This window comes from Pseudomonas sp. SDO5215_S409, assembly GCF_054071325.1.
Genome location: NZ_JBSVWN010000006.1, coordinates 61070 through 78310, shown reverse-complemented (window position 1 = coordinate 78310; position 17241 = coordinate 61070). Strand labels below are relative to the sequence as shown.

The 17241-nt window shown below is 65.5% G+C and carries 14 protein-coding genes; 13 read left to right on the top strand and 1 reads right to left on the bottom strand.

Features of this window, described 5'->3' with window-relative positions; all coding sequences use genetic code 11:
* The first annotated feature begins 89 nt into the window (after positions 1-89).
* From ACW9H9_RS05220 to ACW9H9_RS05180, 9 genes are all read left to right on the top strand, one after another.
* The gene (locus ACW9H9_RS05220; protein ID WP_457342091.1) at positions 90-1574 is read left to right on the top strand and encodes an aldehyde dehydrogenase family protein; all 1485 of its coding nucleotides are present in this window, start codon (positions 90-92) and stop codon (positions 1572-1574) included.
* Positions 1575-1577: 3 nt separating this feature from the next.
* On the top strand, positions 1578-3077 hold the full coding sequence (xylB, locus tag ACW9H9_RS05215; RefSeq protein WP_457342090.1) for a xylulokinase: 1500 nt from the start codon (positions 1578-1580) through the stop codon (positions 3075-3077).
* A 12-nt stretch (positions 3078-3089) separates the two neighbouring features.
* Positions 3090-3764 carry an HAD family hydrolase gene (locus ACW9H9_RS05210; protein WP_457342089.1) on the top strand — a complete coding sequence of 225 codons (675 nt, stop codon included), beginning with the start codon at positions 3090-3092 and terminating at the stop codon, positions 3762-3764.
* The gene (locus tag ACW9H9_RS05205; RefSeq protein WP_457342088.1) at positions 3761-4600 is read left to right on the top strand and encodes a MurR/RpiR family transcriptional regulator; all 840 of its coding nucleotides are present in this window, start codon (positions 3761-3763) and stop codon (positions 4598-4600) included. Before ACW9H9_RS05210 ends, ACW9H9_RS05205 begins: the two co-directional genes overlap by 4 nt.
* A gap of 39 nt (positions 4601-4639) precedes the next feature.
* The gene (rpiA, locus tag ACW9H9_RS05200; protein WP_457342087.1) at positions 4640-5350 is read left to right on the top strand and encodes a ribose 5-phosphate isomerase A; all 711 of its coding nucleotides are present in this window, start codon (positions 4640-4642) and stop codon (positions 5348-5350) included.
* Positions 5351-5437: 87 nt separating this feature from the next.
* Positions 5438-6526, top strand: a complete 1089-nt coding sequence (locus ACW9H9_RS05195) for a sugar ABC transporter substrate-binding protein (protein ID WP_457342086.1) — start codon at positions 5438-5440, stop codon at positions 6524-6526.
* Between the two features lie 69 nt (positions 6527-6595).
* Complete coding sequence (locus ACW9H9_RS05190; RefSeq protein ID WP_457342085.1) at positions 6596-8113, top strand: sugar ABC transporter ATP-binding protein; 1518 nt, start codon at positions 6596-6598, stop codon at positions 8111-8113.
* A gap of 26 nt (positions 8114-8139) precedes the next feature.
* Positions 8140-9138: an ABC transporter permease gene (locus ACW9H9_RS05185; protein WP_457342084.1), complete on the top strand. Its 999-nt coding sequence runs from the start codon at positions 8140-8142 to the stop codon at positions 9136-9138.
* A gap of 24 nt (positions 9139-9162) precedes the next feature.
* Positions 9163-10683 (top strand): aldehyde dehydrogenase (NADP(+)), encoded by a 1521-nt coding sequence (locus ACW9H9_RS05180; protein WP_457342083.1) that lies wholly within the window; start codon positions 9163-9165, stop codon positions 10681-10683.
* 3 nt (positions 10684-10686) lie between these two features.
* Here ACW9H9_RS05180 and cadR read toward each other — a convergent pair whose 3' ends face one another.
* Positions 10687-11136 carry a Cd(II)/Pb(II)-responsive transcriptional regulator gene (gene cadR / locus ACW9H9_RS05175; protein WP_457342082.1) on the bottom strand — a complete coding sequence of 150 codons (450 nt, stop codon included), beginning with the start codon at positions 11134-11136 and terminating at the stop codon, positions 10687-10689.
* A gap of 86 nt (positions 11137-11222) precedes the next feature.
* Between cadR and ACW9H9_RS05170 the strand changes: the two genes are divergently transcribed.
* The 4 genes from ACW9H9_RS05170 (at position 11223) to ACW9H9_RS05155 (ending at position 17239) form a co-directional block, all read left to right on the top strand.
* Positions 11223-13475, top strand: a complete 2253-nt coding sequence (locus tag ACW9H9_RS05170) for a heavy metal translocating P-type ATPase (protein WP_457342081.1) — start codon at positions 11223-11225, stop codon at positions 13473-13475.
* A gap of 16 nt (positions 13476-13491) precedes the next feature.
* Complete coding sequence (locus ACW9H9_RS05165) at positions 13492-14355, top strand: LysR family transcriptional regulator (RefSeq protein ID WP_457342080.1); 864 nt, start codon at positions 13492-13494, stop codon at positions 14353-14355.
* Positions 14356-14475: 120 nt separating this feature from the next.
* A complete protein-coding gene (locus ACW9H9_RS05160) occupies positions 14476-15540 on the top strand; it encodes a putative 2-aminoethylphosphonate ABC transporter ATP-binding protein (RefSeq protein WP_457342079.1) in 1065 nt (354 codons plus the stop codon).
* Between the two features lies 1 nt (position 15541).
* Positions 15542-17239 carry a putative 2-aminoethylphosphonate ABC transporter permease subunit gene (locus tag ACW9H9_RS05155; protein WP_457342078.1) on the top strand — a complete coding sequence of 566 codons (1698 nt, stop codon included), beginning with the start codon at positions 15542-15544 and terminating at the stop codon, positions 17237-17239.
* Positions 17240-17241 lie beyond the last annotated feature (2 nt).

Here is a 17241-nt window from a genome sequence, read left to right as displayed (position 1 = left end):
TTCGAACGGCGCTTGCAAAAAACTAGCAATACTATATTTTTGAATCAAGTCAGTGGTTCAACCGCAGAGAAAGGTGACGGAGCAGTCCCATGCATAACAATAATTCTCTCTCCGAGTCGATTGCCGCCCTGGAAGGCGCTTTGTTTATCAACGGCCAGTTCCGCCAAGGGGCCGGTGAGCGTTTGCCGGTGGAGAACCCGGCGACCGGCAAAACCATCGGCTTTATCGCCGCCGCGACCGCCCAGGAAATCGAAGACGCCGTGGCCGCCGCCCATCGCGCCTTTGCCGCCTGGTCCCGCGAGCTGCCCAAGACCCGCGCCAGTGCCTTGCACCGCCTGGGCGACCTGATCGGCGCGGACGCGCTGAACATGGCGCAGATCATGACCCTGGAGCAGGGCAAGCCGGTCAACGAGGCGAAGGGTGAAGTGCTCAAGCTCGCCGAGGCCTGCCACTTCTATGCCGAAGAAGCCACCCGCGTGCACGGCGAGATCATCCCCAACGACCAGCCGGGCTTCCAGAGCCTGGTGGTGCGCGAGCCGATTGGCGTGGTGGCGGCGATCACGCCGTGGAACTACCCGGCAGAACTGGTGGGCTGGAAGCTCTGCGCGAGCCTGGCGGCCGGTTGCACCATTGTCATCAAGCCCGCTGAGCTGACGCCCTACACGGCGTTGGCCATCGCGCAAAAATGCGTCCAGGCCGGTATTCCCGCCGGTGTGGTCAACGTCTTGACCGGCAAGGGTTCAAAGGTCGGCCAGGCGCTGGTCGAGCACCCCAAGGTGAGCAAAGTGGCCTTTACCGGCTCCAGCGCGGTGGGCCTGCATATCCAGCAGACATGCCCACAGGTCAAGCGCCTCACGCTCGAGCTGGGCGGTAACTGCCCGATGGTGGTCACCGCCAGCGCCGATGTGGCGGCGGCGGTAAAAGGCGCGGCCCGCCGCAGCTTTCGCAACTGCGGGCAGATCTGCATCGCGATCAACCGCATTTATGTGCACCGCTCCCTTTATGAAGCGTTCGTCAGCCAATTGGGCGCCGCCGCCGATGCCTTGAGTGTGGCGGACGGCCTGGAAAACCCCGCCGCCGACCTGGGCGCCATGGCCTCTGCCGACCCCCTGAACAAAACCCGTGCGCACCTGGAAGACGCCCTGGCCAAAGGCGCACGCCTGGTCGCCGGGGGCCACGCGCCGCAAGGCGAAGCGTTCGCTCACGGGCATTTTTGGCGCCCCACCGTGGTTGCCGATTGCACCCACGAGATGCAGGTGATGAGCGAAGAAACCTTCGGCCCGCTGGTGGGCGTCGCGCCCTTCGACGACCTGGCCGACGCCATCGCCCTGGCCAACGACACTCCTTACGGCCTGGCGGCCTACGTGTACGCACGCGACCTGGTCGAGATCCACACCCTGTCGGCGGCGCTCGACTACGGCAACGTGGCCATCAACAACGTCGACGCCGGGATCATGAATGCGCCCTACGGTGGCCGCAAACAGAGCGGCGTAGGCTACGAACACGGGCGCGAGGGGCTGCTGGAGTACTTCAACTTCAAGCATGTGCGCCTGCACCACGGCGTCGGGAATTGAGCCATGCAGGCCCTCATTGGTATCGACATCGGCACCTCCGGGTGCAAGGCGTTGCTGCTTGACGTCTCGGGTGCGGTGATTGCCGCCGACACGGCGACCTATCCGCTTTCACAACCTCGCCCGGGCTGGACCGAGCAAGACCCGCAACTGTGGATCGACGGCGCACGCCAGGCGATTGCCGGTGTGCTGGCCAAGGCCCCCGGCGTGCAATTGCTCGGCGTGGGCTTGTCTGGGCAAATGCACGGCCTGGTGCCGCTGGACGCCGCGCACCAGGTGCTGCGCCCGGCGATTTTATGGAACGACCAGCGCAACGCCGCCGAATGCGAGTGGATCACCCACACCGCCGGGGGCCTTGAAGGCCTGCTGGCGGCCACCGACAACCGCATGCTGGTGGGCTACACCGGCGGCAAGATCGTGTGGATGCAGCGCCACGAACCCGAGCTGTTCGCCCGCCTGGCCACGGTGCTCAACCCCAAGGACTACCTGCGCCTGCGCCTCACCGGCGAGGTGGCCAGCGAAGTCTCGGACGCTTCGGGCACCGGCCTGTTCAACGTGCGTTCGCGGCGGTGGGCCACAGGCTTGATCGAACAGTTGGGTATCGACCCCGGCGTGTTGCCGCCGGTGTTTGAGTCCCAGGTGATTTCGGGCCGCGTCAGCGCCGCCGGTGCGCAGCTGTTCGGCTTGCCGGTGGGCACGCCGGTCGCGGGCGGCGGCGGTGATTCGGTGATCCAGACCCTGGGCTCCGGCGTGATCGCCCCGGGCGAGTTGCAGACCACCATTGGCACCGCCGGCATTCTTGCCGCGGCGCTGGACACCCCCCAGGACAACCCCGACGGCCGCTTGCAGATCTTCTGCAACGTGGCCGCCGACAAATGGCATTGCATGGGCGTGTCGCTCAATGCTGGCGGCTCGATGAGCTGGTTTCGCGACACGTTCTGCCCCGGCGTGCCGTTCGAGCAGATCGCCAGCGAGGCCGCGCAGAGCCCGGCCGGTGCCCGTGGCCTGGTGTTTTTGCCCTACCTGAACGGCGAACGCTGCCCGCACCCCGACCCGGCCCTGCGCGCCGCCTTTATCGGCCTGACCGGGCGGCATAACCGTGGCGACCTGGCCCGCGCGGTCATGGAAGGTTCGGTGCACGCCCTGGCCGACATGCACGCGCTGATGCAGCCGTTGGGCATCGACGGGCGCGTGATCAAAGCCTCGGGCGGCGGGGCGCGCTCGGTGCTGTGGCGCCAGATCCAGGCCGATATGTTCGGCTGCGACGTGGTCACCACCGAGGGCGCGGCCGAGGGGGCCGCCTTTGGTGCGGCGCTGGTGGCGGGGCTGGCCGTGAACGTGTGGCCCGACCCGGCCCGCGCCGCCGCCAGATGCCGGGCCCTCACCCGCCAGGCGCCCGAGGGCGCAACGGCCCCGGTGTACGCCCGCGCGCATCGCCTGTATCGCCATTTGCTACCGACGCTCAGGGACACCTTTGTCGAGCTCGGCGCCCCTCTTTTTGATTAGGAGTCTGTTGTCATGTCCGTCTATTGCGCGCTTGTTTTCGATCTTGACGGGACGCTTATCGACAGTGCGTTCGATATCGCCAACGCCCTGAACGTCGGCTTCGCCCTCAACGACTGGCCTGAACTGGACCCGGCGCACGTCGAGACGTTTCTGGGCAATGGCCCCCGGCGGCTGATCACCGACATCCTGGACGATTTGAGCATCGCCTACGACGAGGCCCAGGTGCAGCGCGCCTTCGACGGCTACCTGGACGCCTACCTGCGCGACCCGGCGGGCAGCACGCGGTTTTTCCCGCATGTGCGTGAAGACCTGGTGGCGCTGCGCGAAGCGGGGATCCGCCTGGGCATCTGCACCAACAAAAACCACGCCGTCACCGGCAAGGTGCTGGAGCAACTGGGCCTGGCGCCGCTGTTTGACGCCGCGATCGGCGCCGACGCCGTACCGGCCTGCAAGCCCGACCCCGGCCACCTGCTGGCGGTGGCCCAGGCGATGAACCTGCCCGACGGCGAATGGGCCTACGTGGGCGACACCCGTGTCGACCAAATGACCGCGCAGGCGGCGGGCGTGCCGTTTTTTGTGGTGCCTTGGGGCGGCGGTGCCCAGGTGGAGATTTCCCCGGCGCAGCGCTTGAACCGTTTGGCCGATCTGTTACAACGCAGCCCACTCATCGCCAAGGAGCTTTTATGAGCGACAGTTTGCTGCAACGCATCATTGATGAAAGCAAGAACATGCACCGCGCCGAGCGCCGGGTGGCCAATTTTGTGTCCATCTCGCCCTCCAAGGTGCTGCAGATGAGCATGGCCAAGTTGTCGGAAACCTGCTCGGTCAGCGACCCGACGGTGATGCGCTTCTGCCGCCGGTTCGGCTTTGAAAGCTACCAGGACCTCAAGCTGCACCTGGTGCAGAGCCTGGTGCCGTCGGCGCCGTTTGCCTACGAGCAGATCATCCCCGACGACAGCATCGACAACATTGTGCGCAAGACCTGCCGCAACTCGTTGAACGCCATCCAGCGCCTGGAAGAAGACCTGGCGCCGGAAAAAGTCGCGCAAGCTGCGCAGGTGCTTCAAGGCGCGAGCTGGATCGGCATCTACGCCACCGGCATCTCCGTGGTCAACGCGCTGGACGCCGAGCACAAGTTCCAGCGCCTGGGCCTGCGTTGCCAGGCGTTGCTGGGCGGCAAGCGCCAGGAGATGCACGCCGAAGGCGCCCGCACGGGTGAAGTGGCGCTGATCTTTTCCCAGTCGGGCCACACCCGGCAAATGGTCGACATGGCCATCGCCGCCCGCAAGGCCGGGGCCCGGGTGGTGTCGATCGCCGCCGATGACAGCCCGCTGGCCAAAGTCTCGGACGTGCTGGTGGCGGTCAAGCCTTACGAACATACCGAGTTGATGACGCCGCTGGCGTCGCGGCTCAACCACCACCTGGTCACCAACATGCTCGTCGCGGCGATTGCCATCGCCAGCGGCAGCCAGTTCCCCGACCAGTTGACCGCCCTGGATTCCTGGCGGACCGACAAGATTTAACCCGCAGCGTGCGGGAACACTGCCCCACCGGAGACGTAGATGAGCAACCAACAGAACGAAGCCAAGAAAGTCGCGGCGCGCCGGGTCATCGAGGAGTTCGTGCATGACGGCATGAAGCTGGGCCTGGGGTCGGGGACCACCTCGCACTTTTTTGTGCGCGAACTGGGCAAGCACGTGGCCAACGGCTTGAAGCTGACCTGCACCACCACCTCGCGCTCCACCAACGACGTGGCGCGGGAAGTCGGGATTGCCATCATCGACCCCAATGACATCGGCGAAATCGACCTGACCGTGGACGGCCCGGACGAAATCGACCGCCAGTTCAACATGATCAAGGGCGGCGGCGCCTGCCTGCTGTGGGAAAAGATCATCGCCCACGCCTCCAAACGCATGATCTGTGTGACCGACGAAACCAAGATCGTTGAGTGCCTGGGCCAATTCCCGCTGCCGGTGGAAGTGGTGCAGTTCGGCTGGAAACAGACCGAGCGCCAGGTTTTGCGCGTGTTGGCCGAGCACGGTATCCACGACGTCAACCTCGTCCGTCGCCAGCGCGAAGGCCAGATCGTGGTGACCGACAGCGGCAACTTTATCCTCGACTGCCACTGCGGCCCGGTGATTGCCAACCCCGCGCCGCTGGAAACCGAACTCAACCGGATCCCCGGCGTGGTCGAGAACGGCCTGTTCACCCGTGAAGCCGCGGGCATGGTGGTGGGCTGTTTCGACGGCTCGTCCTACGTACAGATGCGCTAAGCACTACCGTTGTCTGGAGCAACACCGCACACCGCGTGAAAAAGGAAAGATGTACTCAACCAACAATAATAAGTCGGAGTCATTTCCATGAAAAAAGTCGATTTTTCGAGCGTGAGCCGTCGCAGCGTTCTGGCGGGCGGTGTGGTACTGGGATTGGGCGCGGCGCTGGGCCGTACCGCCATGGCGCAAACCGCGCTGTCGGTGGCCTATTCCAACAAAAGCCTGGATTACTACTTCTTCGTGATCCAGGAAGAGTCGGTCAAGCGCGCCGTGCAGGCGCAGTCCGGCAAGTTCCAGGCGACCAACGCCAGTTTTGACAACACCACCCAGCTGGGCCAATGGCAGAGCCTGATGCTGTCCCAGCCGTCGGCGATCATCTCTGACCCCATCGACAGCCAGGCCATCGTCTCGGCCATCAAGCGCTACAACCAGCGCAAAATCCCGGTGGGCATCATCGACACCCCGGCCGACGGCGGCGACGTGGCCATCACCGTGAGCTTTGACAACTTCAAGGGGGGCGTGATGGCCGCCGAAGAAATCGTCAAGCGCCTGGTGGCCAAGCACGGCAGCCCCAAAGGCACCGTGCTCAACTGCTTCGGTGCGCTGGCCTCGGTGGCCTGGCGCCTGCGCAAAGAAGGCATGGACTCGGTGTTCGCCAAGTACCCCGAGATCAAATACCTGGCGCGCCCCACCGAAGGCCAGTTGGACAAGATGCAGTCGGTGACGCTCTCCACCCTGGCCGAATTCCCGGACCTGGACGCCGTGCACGCCCCCTCGGACTCCCCGTCACGGGGCATCGCCGCCGCGCTCAAGCAAAAAGACCGCTGGAAGAAAGTCGGCGAACCGGGCCACGTGATCTTCATCAACATCGACGGTGAGCCGGTGGCGCTGGACTGGATCAAGGACGGCTACATGGACGGCTGCGTGTCCCAAGACCCAGTGGCCTACGGCCAGATCGCCGTGGAGATGATCACCAAGTACGCCCTCAACGGCCAGCCCGTGCCGCTGGGCCCTTACCAGAACAAGGACTACTTCTGGGAAACCGGCGAGATCGTGCAGGGCAAGACCGGGCCGGCGCTGATCATCCCGGCGTTCATGATCACCCCCGAAAACGCTGGCGACAAACGGCACTGGGGTTACGTCGCGGAGAAAGTGTGGGGCGTGCCGTCCAAGTGACGGCCGTTCGCCGCAGCGCCTGGCGCTGCTGCGAGGTTTATCCGACAAGGTGATGGTGAGAACAACAAAATGACCTTACACCCAACGCACGACACGGCCGCCGACACGATCCTGGTGATCGATAACGTCGCCAAAAGCTATGGCCCGGTGCACGCCCTGCGCGGCGTGTCCACGCAGATCCAGCGCGGCTCGATCCATGGGCTGCTGGGGGAAAACGGCGCGGGCAAATCCACCTTGGTGGGGATTATTTCCGGGCAGGTGGTGCCCACCTCCGGGCAGATCCTGATGGACGGCCGCGTGCTCAAGCAGGTGGACGTCAAGGCCATGGAGCAGGCCGGGGTGTTCCTGGTGACGCAGGAGCCGATGATCATCGCCAACCTGTCGGCGGCAGAAAACCTGATGCTGGGCATCTGGCCGACGCGCAACGGGTTGGTCGACTGGAAACAGCTGAACGCCGATGCATCGCGCATGCTCCAGGGCTCGGGCATCGACCCTGCGGCGCTGGCCGGGCAACTGGACGCGGTGGCGCGGCGCAAGTTGAACATCCTGCGGGCGATGTTTTCCGGCGGCAAGGTGATCATCCTCGACGAGCCCACCGCCTCGCTGACGGTGGTGGACCGGCGCCAGTTGTTCGACTTCATGCTGCGCCTGAAGGGCGAGGGCGTGACCTTCATTTTTATCTCGCACTACAACGACGAGATCCTCGAGATCTGCGACGCCGTGACCGTGCTGCGCGACGGCAGCCTGGCGGGCACCCGCTCGGACATCACCGCGATGACCTCCGAGCAGCTCACCGAAATGGTGATTGGCCGGGGCGTGGAGCTGTTCCAGCGCGAGCGCCGCGACCACACCGGCAAGACGCCCGCGGTGACGCTGCGCGGGGTGCGCGGCAAATGGCTGGCCCTGGACGGGCTGGATATCGCCCCGGGTGAGGTGGTGGGTTTCACCGGCCTGCCGGGCGCGGGCGCCAAGGAAATGGCCCGCGCCATTTTTGGCCTGCACCCGGCGTTGGGCACGCTGTCGATGGGCGGCGAGACGCCGCGCCCGCTGCCGCGCAACCCCCGGGAGGCGTTCGACAGCGGCATTGCGTTTTTGTCCGACGACCGCCGCCGTGACGGCGCGGTGGGGCAAATGTCCATCGCCAGCAACATCGCCATGTCGTCCCTGGGCGCCCGGGCGAACCTGGGGTTTATCGACACCCAGGCCGAGGACTCGGTGATCCGGCACTACTTTGCGGCGATGGGCGTGAAGGCGCTCAACCCCGAGTATTCGGTGAACACCTTGAGCGGCGGCAACCAGCAAAAGGTCTGCCTGGGCCGGGTGCTGGCCACGCAGCCGCGCCTGTTGATGGTCGATGAGCCGACACGCGGCATCGACATGGGCGTGAAACAGGACGTGCTGCGCATCATCGACGGGCTGAGCGAGGCCGGTGTGGCGGTGATCATCGTGTCCAGCGATACCGACGAACTGGTGCGCGCCGTGGACCGCGTGTGCATTTTCGACCAGGGCAGCATCAAGGAAACACTGACGGGAGAGGACATCACCGTCGAGCGCATTCGCGCATCCGTACAAGGATCGGGCAGTTGAACAAGAACAAGAGTGGAGACGCGGGTATGGGAACGATTGCCGGGACTGCCAGCGGGGTAACGCCTGCCGCAACCAAAACCAACGGCCCGGCCATTATGGGCTGGGTTTTACACAACGTGGTGTGGATCTGGCTGATCGCGCTGGTCGCGCTGTTCGGCACCTTCAACGAATTTTTCTTCACCCTGTTCAACCTGCAGAACGTGCTGGTGCAGGCCACCGTGCTGGGCACGTTGGGCCTGGCGGTGGCGTTGCCGCTGCTGGTGGCGGAGATCGACTTGTCGATCCCGGCCAACGCCGGGTTTTCCTCGGCGGTGGGCGCGCTGGCGTATTCGAGCTGGGGCCTGCCCTGGTTCGTGGCGGTGGGGCTGGGGTTGTTGGTGGGCACGTTGATCGGCTTTTTCAACGGGCTGTGCATCACGCGTCTGAAGATGGTGTCGCTGATCGAAACCCTGGCGATGATGATCATCTTGCAAGGCGCCCTGCTTGCGCTGACCCAAGGCACCACGCTCACCAACATGGCCGACGGTTACATCTGGATCGGCCAGGTGACGATCGACGGCTGGCCGCTGATGCCGCTGGTGTTTCTGGCGGCGCTGATCGTGATCGGCGTGGTGCTCAAGCGCACGGTGCTGGGGCGCTCGATCTACGCGGTGGGCGGTAACCCGATTGCGTCGAACTCGGCGGGTATCCGGGTGGACCGGGTCAAGATCATCACCTACACCATTTCCGGTTTTCTCGCGGCGCTGGCCGGGTTTCTGCTGGCGTCCTGGCAAATGGCGATTACCTCAAGCCAGGGCTCGAGCTACCTGCTGTATGCCATTGCGGCACCGATCATCGGCGGCGTCAGCGTGTTTGGCGGGCGCGGCAACGTGAAGGGGGTGCTGGGCGGGGTGCTGCTGTTGACGGTGATTCAGGTGGGCCTGGCCATCGTCAACGTGCCGTCGTTTTACGTGGGCATGATCGGTGGCGTGATGATCTTTATTGCGGTGGCCATCGACGCCATCCGCGTGCGTTATTTCGGCTGATTCATCTACTTTCGAGGCACGGCAATGGCTTTTACCCCGCATGGCAAACACCTGGTCGCAGGGCAATGGGTGGCGACGGATACGCAGTTTTTGAACGCGCCCACCCAGGGCCAGGCCCAGTCGTTTTCGGTGGGCACGGTGGAGGTGGTCAACCTGGCCTGCGAAGCGGCGGAGGCAGCGTTTGCCAGCTTTGGCTACAGCAGCCGGGAGGCGCGGGCGCGGTTTCTGAATGCGATCGCCGATGAAATCGACGCCCGCGGCGCGCTCATCACCGCCATCGGCAGCCAGGAAACCGGCCTGCCCGAGGCGCGTCTGCAAGGCGAGCGCGGGCGCACCGTGGGGCAGTTGCGGTTGTTTGCCACGCACATTCTGGCGGGCGACTACCTGGACCGTCGCCACGATGTGCCGCTGCCCGAGCGCCAGCCCGCGCCGCGTCCGGACATTCGCCTGATGCAACGCCCCATCGGCCCGGTGGCGGTGTTTGGCGCCTCGAATTTCCCGCTGGCGTTTTCCACCGCCGGGGGCGATGTGGCCTCGGCGCTGGCCGCCGGGTGCCCGGTGGTGGTCAAGGGGCATGAAGCCCACCCGGGCACCAGTGAAGTGGTGGCCGAAGCGATTCACGCCGCCATCCAGCACTGCGGCGTGCACCCGGGCGTGTTCAGCCTGGTGCACGGCGGCTCGCGCACCGTGGGCCAGCGGCTGGTGCAACACCCGCTGATCAAGGCGGTGGGGTTCACCGGCTCCCTCGCCGCTGGCCGGGCGCTGTTCGACCTGTGCGCCAAGCGCTTTGAGCCCATCCCGTTTTTTGGCGAGCTGGGCTCGGTGAACCCGATGTTCGTGCTGCCCGCCGCCCTGGCTGCACGCGGCCAGGACATTGCCAAGGGCTGGGCCGGTTCGCTCACGTTAGGGGCGGGGCAGTTCTGCACCAACCCGGGCGTGGCGGTGCTGGTCGAAGGGGCCGACGCCAATGCCTTTATCCTGGCGACCGTGCAAGGGTTGGCGTCGGTGGGCGCCCAAGTGATGCTGACCGACGGCATCGCCGCCGCCTTTCGCGCCGGTCGTGACCGCGTGGCCGAGGCCGTCGGCGTGCGCGAGGTATTGAGCACCACCTGTGACCTGCGCCACGCCACGCCTTACCTGTTTGCCACCACCGGCCGTGAGTGGCTGGCCAACGCGTCGCTGGGCCATGAAGTATTCGGCCCGTTGGGGCTGGTGGTGACGGTGACGGGCGTTGACCAGTTGCTGGCCGTGGCGCGCTCGCTCGAAGGCCAGTTGACCTGCACGCTGCACCTGGACGACGCCGACATCGAGAGCGCCACGCGCCTGCTGCCGATTCTGGAGCGCAAGGCCGGGCGCATCCTGGCCAATGGTTTTCCGACCGGGGTGGAAGTGTCAGAGGCCATGGTGCATGGCGGGCCTTACCCGGCCTCGACCAACTTTGGCGCGACGTCGGTGGGGACCATGGCCATTCGTCGGTTCCTGCGCCCGGTCAGTTACCAGAACATCCCGCTGGCGCTGCTGCCCGAGGATTTGCAACAGCTGTAACCGTCAATGCCCGTGGCTGCGGCCGACGTGGGAGTGCTCGACTTCCGTCGGCGCCACGCTGCCGCTGACCTCCAGCCGCTGCAAGATCCCGCACTGGTCCAGGTCCGGCCCATTGGCGCAGCGTTGGCGCAGGTCCAGCAATTGGGCCTGCAAGGCCAGGAGCCCGTCGATGCGCGCCTTGACGTGGTGGATGTGTTCGTCGATCAACGCGTTCACGCTTTCGCACTGGTCCTGCGGGCTGTCGCGCAGGCCCAGCAGGCTGCGGATTTCCTCGAGTGTCATGTCCAGGCTGCGGCAGTTGCGGATAAAAATCAGCCGCTCGGTGTGCGCCTGGGTGTACAGGCGGTAATTGCCCTCGCTGCGGGCGGGCGGCGGCAGCAGGCCTTCTTTCTCGTAATAGCGGATGGTTTCCACCTGGCAATCCGTGAGTTTTGCCAATTCGCCGATCTTCATCGCCACAATCTCCAACAGGGGGGCTTGACCCTATAGTGGCTACAGGGTCTTTACTTGGCAACAGGCACCTTTTTTGGACTGTTCCCATGAGCGACTCCCTTCACACCCCGCACCCGCATGATCACGACCACGGCCCCAAGCTTGTGCCGGTGAAAAAGCATGACCACGCCAGCCACGGCGGTTCCTGCTGTTCCAGCAAAGCGGCGCCTGCGCGGGTCACGCTGAGCGAGGCGCCCACGGCGGGCTCGCGCTTGAGCACGTTTCGCATCGAAGCCATGGACTGCCCCACCGAACAGACCCTGATCCAGAACAAACTGGGCAAGCTGGCCGGTGTGCAGCAACTGGACTTCAACCTGATCAACCGCATCCTGGGCGTGACCCACGACCTGCCGAGCACCGCGCCGATCGTCGAGGCCATCAAGTCCCTCGGCATGCAGGCCGACCCGATCGAAGAGGGCGCCCCCGCCGCCGAACCGCCTGCCAAAAAGCATTGGTGGCCGCTGGCGGTGTCGGGTGTCGGCGCGCTGGGCGCCGAAGTGCTGCACTTCACGGGGGCTGCGCCGACCTGGGTGATCGCGTTGGTGGCGTTGGCGTCGATCCTCAGCGGCGGCCTTACCACCTACAAAAAAGGCTGGATTGCCCTCAAGCACCTGAACCTGAACATCAATGCGTTGATGAGCATCGCCGTGACCGGCGCGATCCTGATCGGCCAGTGGCCGGAAGCGGCCATGGTGATGTTCCTGTTCACCGTGGCCGAGCTGATCGAAGCCCGCTCGCTGGACCGGGCGCGCAACGCCATCAGCGGCCTGATGCAAATGGCCCCGGAACAGGCCACCGTGCAGCAGGCCGACGGCACCTGGGCCGAGCGCGAGGTTAAAAGCATCGAACTGGGCGCGATCGTGCGGGTCCGCCCCGGCGAGCGCATCGGCCTGGACGGTGAAGTCACCGCAGGCCAGTCCACCCTCGACCAGGCGCCGATCACCGGCGAAAGCCTGCCGGTTGAAAAAACCGTGGGCGACAAGGTCTTCGCGGGCACCATCAACCAGGCCGGGTCCCTGGAGTACCGGGTGACCGCCGCCGCCAACAACTCCACCCTGGCGCGCATCATCCATGCGGTGGAGCAGGCCCAGGGCGCGCGGGCGCCGACCCAGCGGTTCGTGGACAGCTTCTCGAAAATCTACACCCCGGTGGTGTTTGTGTTTGCCCTCGGCGTGGCGGTGATTCCCCCGTTGTTCATGGCGGGCGCCTGGTTTGACTGGATCTACCGTGCGCTGGTGCTCCTGGTGGTGGCATGCCCCTGTGCGCTGGTGATCTCCACCCCGGTGAGCATCGTCAGCGGCCTGGCGGCGGCGGCGCGCAAAGGCATCCTGATCAAGGGCGGCGTGTACCTGGAAGGCGGGCACAAGCTCGATTACCTGGCGCTGGACAAGACCGGCACGCTCACCCACGGCAAGCCGGTGCAAACCGATTACCTGGTGTGGGACGCCAACGCGCAAAGCCGCGCACCGGCCCTGGCCGCCAGCCTGGCCGGGCGCTCCGACCACCCGGTGTCGCTGGCCATTGCCACGGCGGCGGCGGGTCAAGACCTGGCGTCGTACACGGTGGACAACTTTGAGGCCCTGACCGGCCGTGGCGTGCGCGGTGACATCGACGGCCAGACCTACTACCTGGGCAACCACCGCCTGGTCGAAGACCTGAACCTGTGCTCGCCCGCCCTGGAAGAAAAACTCTTCGCCCTGGAAAAACAAGGTAAGTCCGTGGTCCTGCTGCTGGACACGTCCGGCCCGCTGGCGCTGTTCGCCGTGGCCGACACGGTCAAGGACAGCAGCCGCGAAGCCATCGCGCAGTTGCACGCGCTGGGCATCAAGACCCTGATGCTCACCGGCGACAACACCCACACCGCCCAGGCGATTGCCGCCCAGGTGGGCATCGATCAAGCCCAGGGCGACCTGCTGCCCACCGATAAGCTGGACGCTATCGAAGCGCTCTACGCCCGCGGCCACCGCGTGGGCATGGTGGGCGACGGCATTAACGACGCCCCGGCGCTGGCCCGCTCCGAGATCGGTTTTGCGATGGCGGCGGCGGGCACCGACACCGCCATTGAAACCGCCGATGTCGCGCTGATGGACGACGATCTGCGCAAGATTCCTGCCTTTATTCGGCTTTCGCGGCAAACGTCGCGTATCCTCAGGCAGAACATCGCCCTGGCGCTGGTGATCAAGGCGATCTTCCTGGCTGTCACCTTCCTGGGCCTGGCCACCATGTGGATGGCGGTGTTCGCCGACATGGGCGTGAGCCTGTTGGTGGTGTTCAATGGCCTGCGCCTGCTGCGCAAATAGTCGATGAGAGGGTGGTGTGCTGAGTGCCGAGCTAAAGGCGTTTTACCTGGTCGCCCGCCTGGGCAGCATCACCTTGGCTGCGAAAAAGCTCGGCCTGAGCCAGCCCACCGTGACCACCCAGATCCGTCACCTGGAAAGCCAGTACGCGGTCGAGCTGTTCTACCGCGGCGGGCGCCGCCTCACCGTCAGCGACGCGGGCGCGCGGCTGTTGCCGATGGTCAAGGTGCTGTTGCAGCAGGAAAACGATATCGAGTTCTTCCTGCGCAACCTGGGGCAGGTCCAGGGCACATTGCGCATCGCGGCCACGGCGCCGTATTACATCCTGGACCTGGTGAAAGCCTTTCGCGAACGCCTGCCCCAGGTGCAGGTGTCGATGGACATCGGCAATTCCCAGTCGGTGCTGGAGGCCCTGGACGGTTACCGCGTCGATGTGGCCGCGTCTTCCCAACTGCTTGAAGACCCGCGCCTGATTCGCCGCGTGCTGGGCAGCGACCCGCTGGTGCTGGCGGTGCACCGCAACCACCCGCTGGCGTCCCTTGAGCACGTTCCCTTGAGTGCCTTGGCCGGGCACACCTTGCTGATGCGCGAAGTGGGCTCGACCACTCGGCGCCTGACCGAAGAATTGCTGCACAACGCCTCGGTGAGCTACGGCTCGCTGCTGGAGATCGGCAGCCGCGAGTCGATTCGCGAGGCGGTGCTGCGCAACATCGGCATCAGCATCATCGCGCGCCAGGAAGTGCCCCACGACCCGCAATTGCGGGTGCTGAGCATCGAGCATGCGCCCTTGATCTGCGAATACCTGTACTGCCTCAAGGAGCGAAAAAACGCACGGCTGCCCGCAGCTTTTCTGGGGCTGGCGCAGGAAATGTCGCCGCTCTGATCATTTAGGGCGTCCTACACAAATCTACCAATACCCCTATCGTCAGGTTTTGCCTTACTGCCATATCAAGGACGCATTCGCGCCCTAGCATCAGCCTCATCCGATTGATGAGGTGCCCCCATGAACCCAGCCATCACCCACCCCGGCGTGCCAATGACCGTGCGCGGCGTGCACAAGCGCTTCGGCGCCTTTACGGCACTGGACAACGTGTCCCTGGACGTCGCCGCCGGTGAGCTGGTGTGCCTGCTGGGGCCTTCGGGGTGTGGCAAGACCACCTTGCTGCGCTGCATCGCGGGCCTTGAGCGCCAGGACAAGGGCGAGCTTTACCTGGGCGGTCGCGATGTTTCCCGACTGGCGCCGCAGGCCCGGGACTACGGCATTTTGTTTCAGTCCTACGCGCTGTTTCCCAACCTCAGCGTGGAGGCCAACATCGGCTACGGCCTGACCGGCAGTGGCCGCGACGAGGTGAAAACGCGCGTCGGCCAGATGCTCGAACTGGTGGGCCTGACCGGCAGCGAAAAGAAATACCCCGGCCAACTCTCCGGCGGCCAGCAACAGCGCGTGGCCCTGGCCCGCGCCCTGGCCCCGGCGCCCTCCCTGTTGCTGCTGGACGAACCGATGTCGGCCCTCGACGCCCGGGTGCGCGAGCATTTGTGCACCGAACTGCGCCAGTTGCAGCGCCAGTTGGGGGTCACCACCTTGATGGTCACCCACAACCAGGACGAGGCCATGCTGATGGCCGACCGCATCGCCGTGATGAACAACGGCCGGGTCGAGCAGTACGCCACGCCGCAGGAGATCTACGACCGCCCGGCCACGCCGTTCGTGGCCGAGTTTGTCGGCAAGGGCAACTGGCTGCCGTTTCAGCGCAGCAGCGCCAGCCATGCGCAGGTGGGCGGGCTGCACATGCGCCTGGCCGACGACGCGGGCGTGGCCCGCTCGGGCCGCCTGTTCTGCCGCCCCGAAGCCATCACGGTCAACCCGCCGGTGCACGAAGAAAACCTGTTCCCGGCCAAGGTCTGCGACATCACCTTTATGGGCAACCGCTGCCGCATGCGCTTTGAGCTGGAGCAACTGCCCGGCCACCCGCTGCTGGCCGAGCTGGCCCCGCAGGACATGCCGCGCCTGGGCGCGCAACACATCTGGGTTGCCCTGCCGCCGCGCAGCCTGCAGGTGTTTGCCTGAGATGGCCGTGCCCATGAGCCTGCCCTCCCGTGGCGACGTCGGTGACCGCCTGTTTGTGCTCGGCGGCAAATTGCTGTGGCTGTGCCTGCTGGGCGTCGCCGTGTTGCTGCCGCTGCTGGCGATCTTCTGGCGCGGTTTGAGCAGCGAAGCCGGGCAGGGCGGTGGCCTGGTGGCTGCCCGTGAGTTGGTGACCAGCGACAACTTTCACTGGCTGGTCGGCAACAGCCTGAAGGTGTCCTTCAGCGTTGCGGCCATTGTCGTACCGCTGGCCTACCTGTTTGCCTACGCCCTGCAACGCACGTTGATTCCCGGCAAAGCGCTGTGGCGCGGCCTGTCGCTGCTGCCGTTGATGGCGCCGTCGATGTTGCCGGGCATTGCGCTGGTGTACTGGTTCGGCAACCAGGGCCTGCTGCGCGGGTGGTTGCCAGACAACATCTACGGCTTCTGGGGCATTGTGCTGGGGGAAGTGATCTACACCTTTCCCCATGCCCTGATGATTTTGCTGTCGGCGCTGTCCTTGGCCGATGGGCGCCTGTTCGACGCCGCCTCCAGCATGGGCGCGAGCCCCGCCCGGGCGTTTCGCAGCATCACCTGGCCGGCCACGCGCCAGGCGGTGTTTGCCGCGTGTTGCCTGGTGTTCACCCTGACCATCACCGATTTTGGCGTGCCGGTGGTGGTGGGCGGTGACTATCAGGTGCTGGCGCTGGAGGCCTACAAGGCGGTGCTCGGCCAGCAGCAATTCGGGCGCGGCGCGTTGATCGGCATGGTGCTGCTGGTGCCCGCGCTGTTGAGCTTTGGCGTGGATGCCTGGCTGCGCCGCCGCCAGGGTGACGCCATGAGCGGCCGCGCCCAGGTGTTCCAGCCCGCGCCGTCGCGGTGGCGGGACGCCTGCTACCTGGCCATCGTGGCGCTGATCTGCGCCGCGCTGTTGCTGGTGTTCGGCATGGCCGTGTACGCCTCGCTGGTCAAATTCTGGCCGTACAACCTGTCACTGTCGCTCAGCCACTACCAGTTTGAAGACACGGCCGGCGGCGGCTGGCTGGCCTATCGCAACAGCCTGACCCTGGCCCTGTGCACCGCGTTGATCGGCAGTGGGGTGATCTTCACCGGCGCCTACCTGATGGAGAAAACCCGGGGCCAGCGCGGCGTGAACCTGGTCCTGCGCCTGCTCAGTTTTATCCCGATGGCCGTGCCGGGGTTGGTGCTGGGCTTGGGCTATGTGTTCTTTTTCAACCTGGCCGGTAACCCGCTGCATGTGTTCTACGGGAGCATGACCCTGCTGGTGGTGTGCACCATTGCGCACTATTTGACCACCGCCCAGATGACCGCCACCACCGCGCTGCGCCAGCTCGACAGCGAATTCGAAGCCGCCGCGCTGTCCCTCAAGGCGCCGCTGTACCGCCATTACCTGCGCGTGACCGTGCCGATCTGCCTGCCCGCCTTGCTGGACATCGTGCGTTACCTGTTCGTGTCGGCGATGACCACTGTGTCGGCCGCAATCTTTCTGTACAGCCCCGACACGATTCTGGCGGCGGTGGCGGTGCTGAACATGGACGACGCGGGCAACGTGGGCGGCGCGGCCGCCATGTCCACCCTGATTCTGTTCACCTCGGCGGGCGTGTCCCTGCTGCTGGCGTGGGCGTCACGCGGCGTGTTGCACCGTTCCCAGGCCTGGCGCCAACGCGCCCCGGGTCAATGATC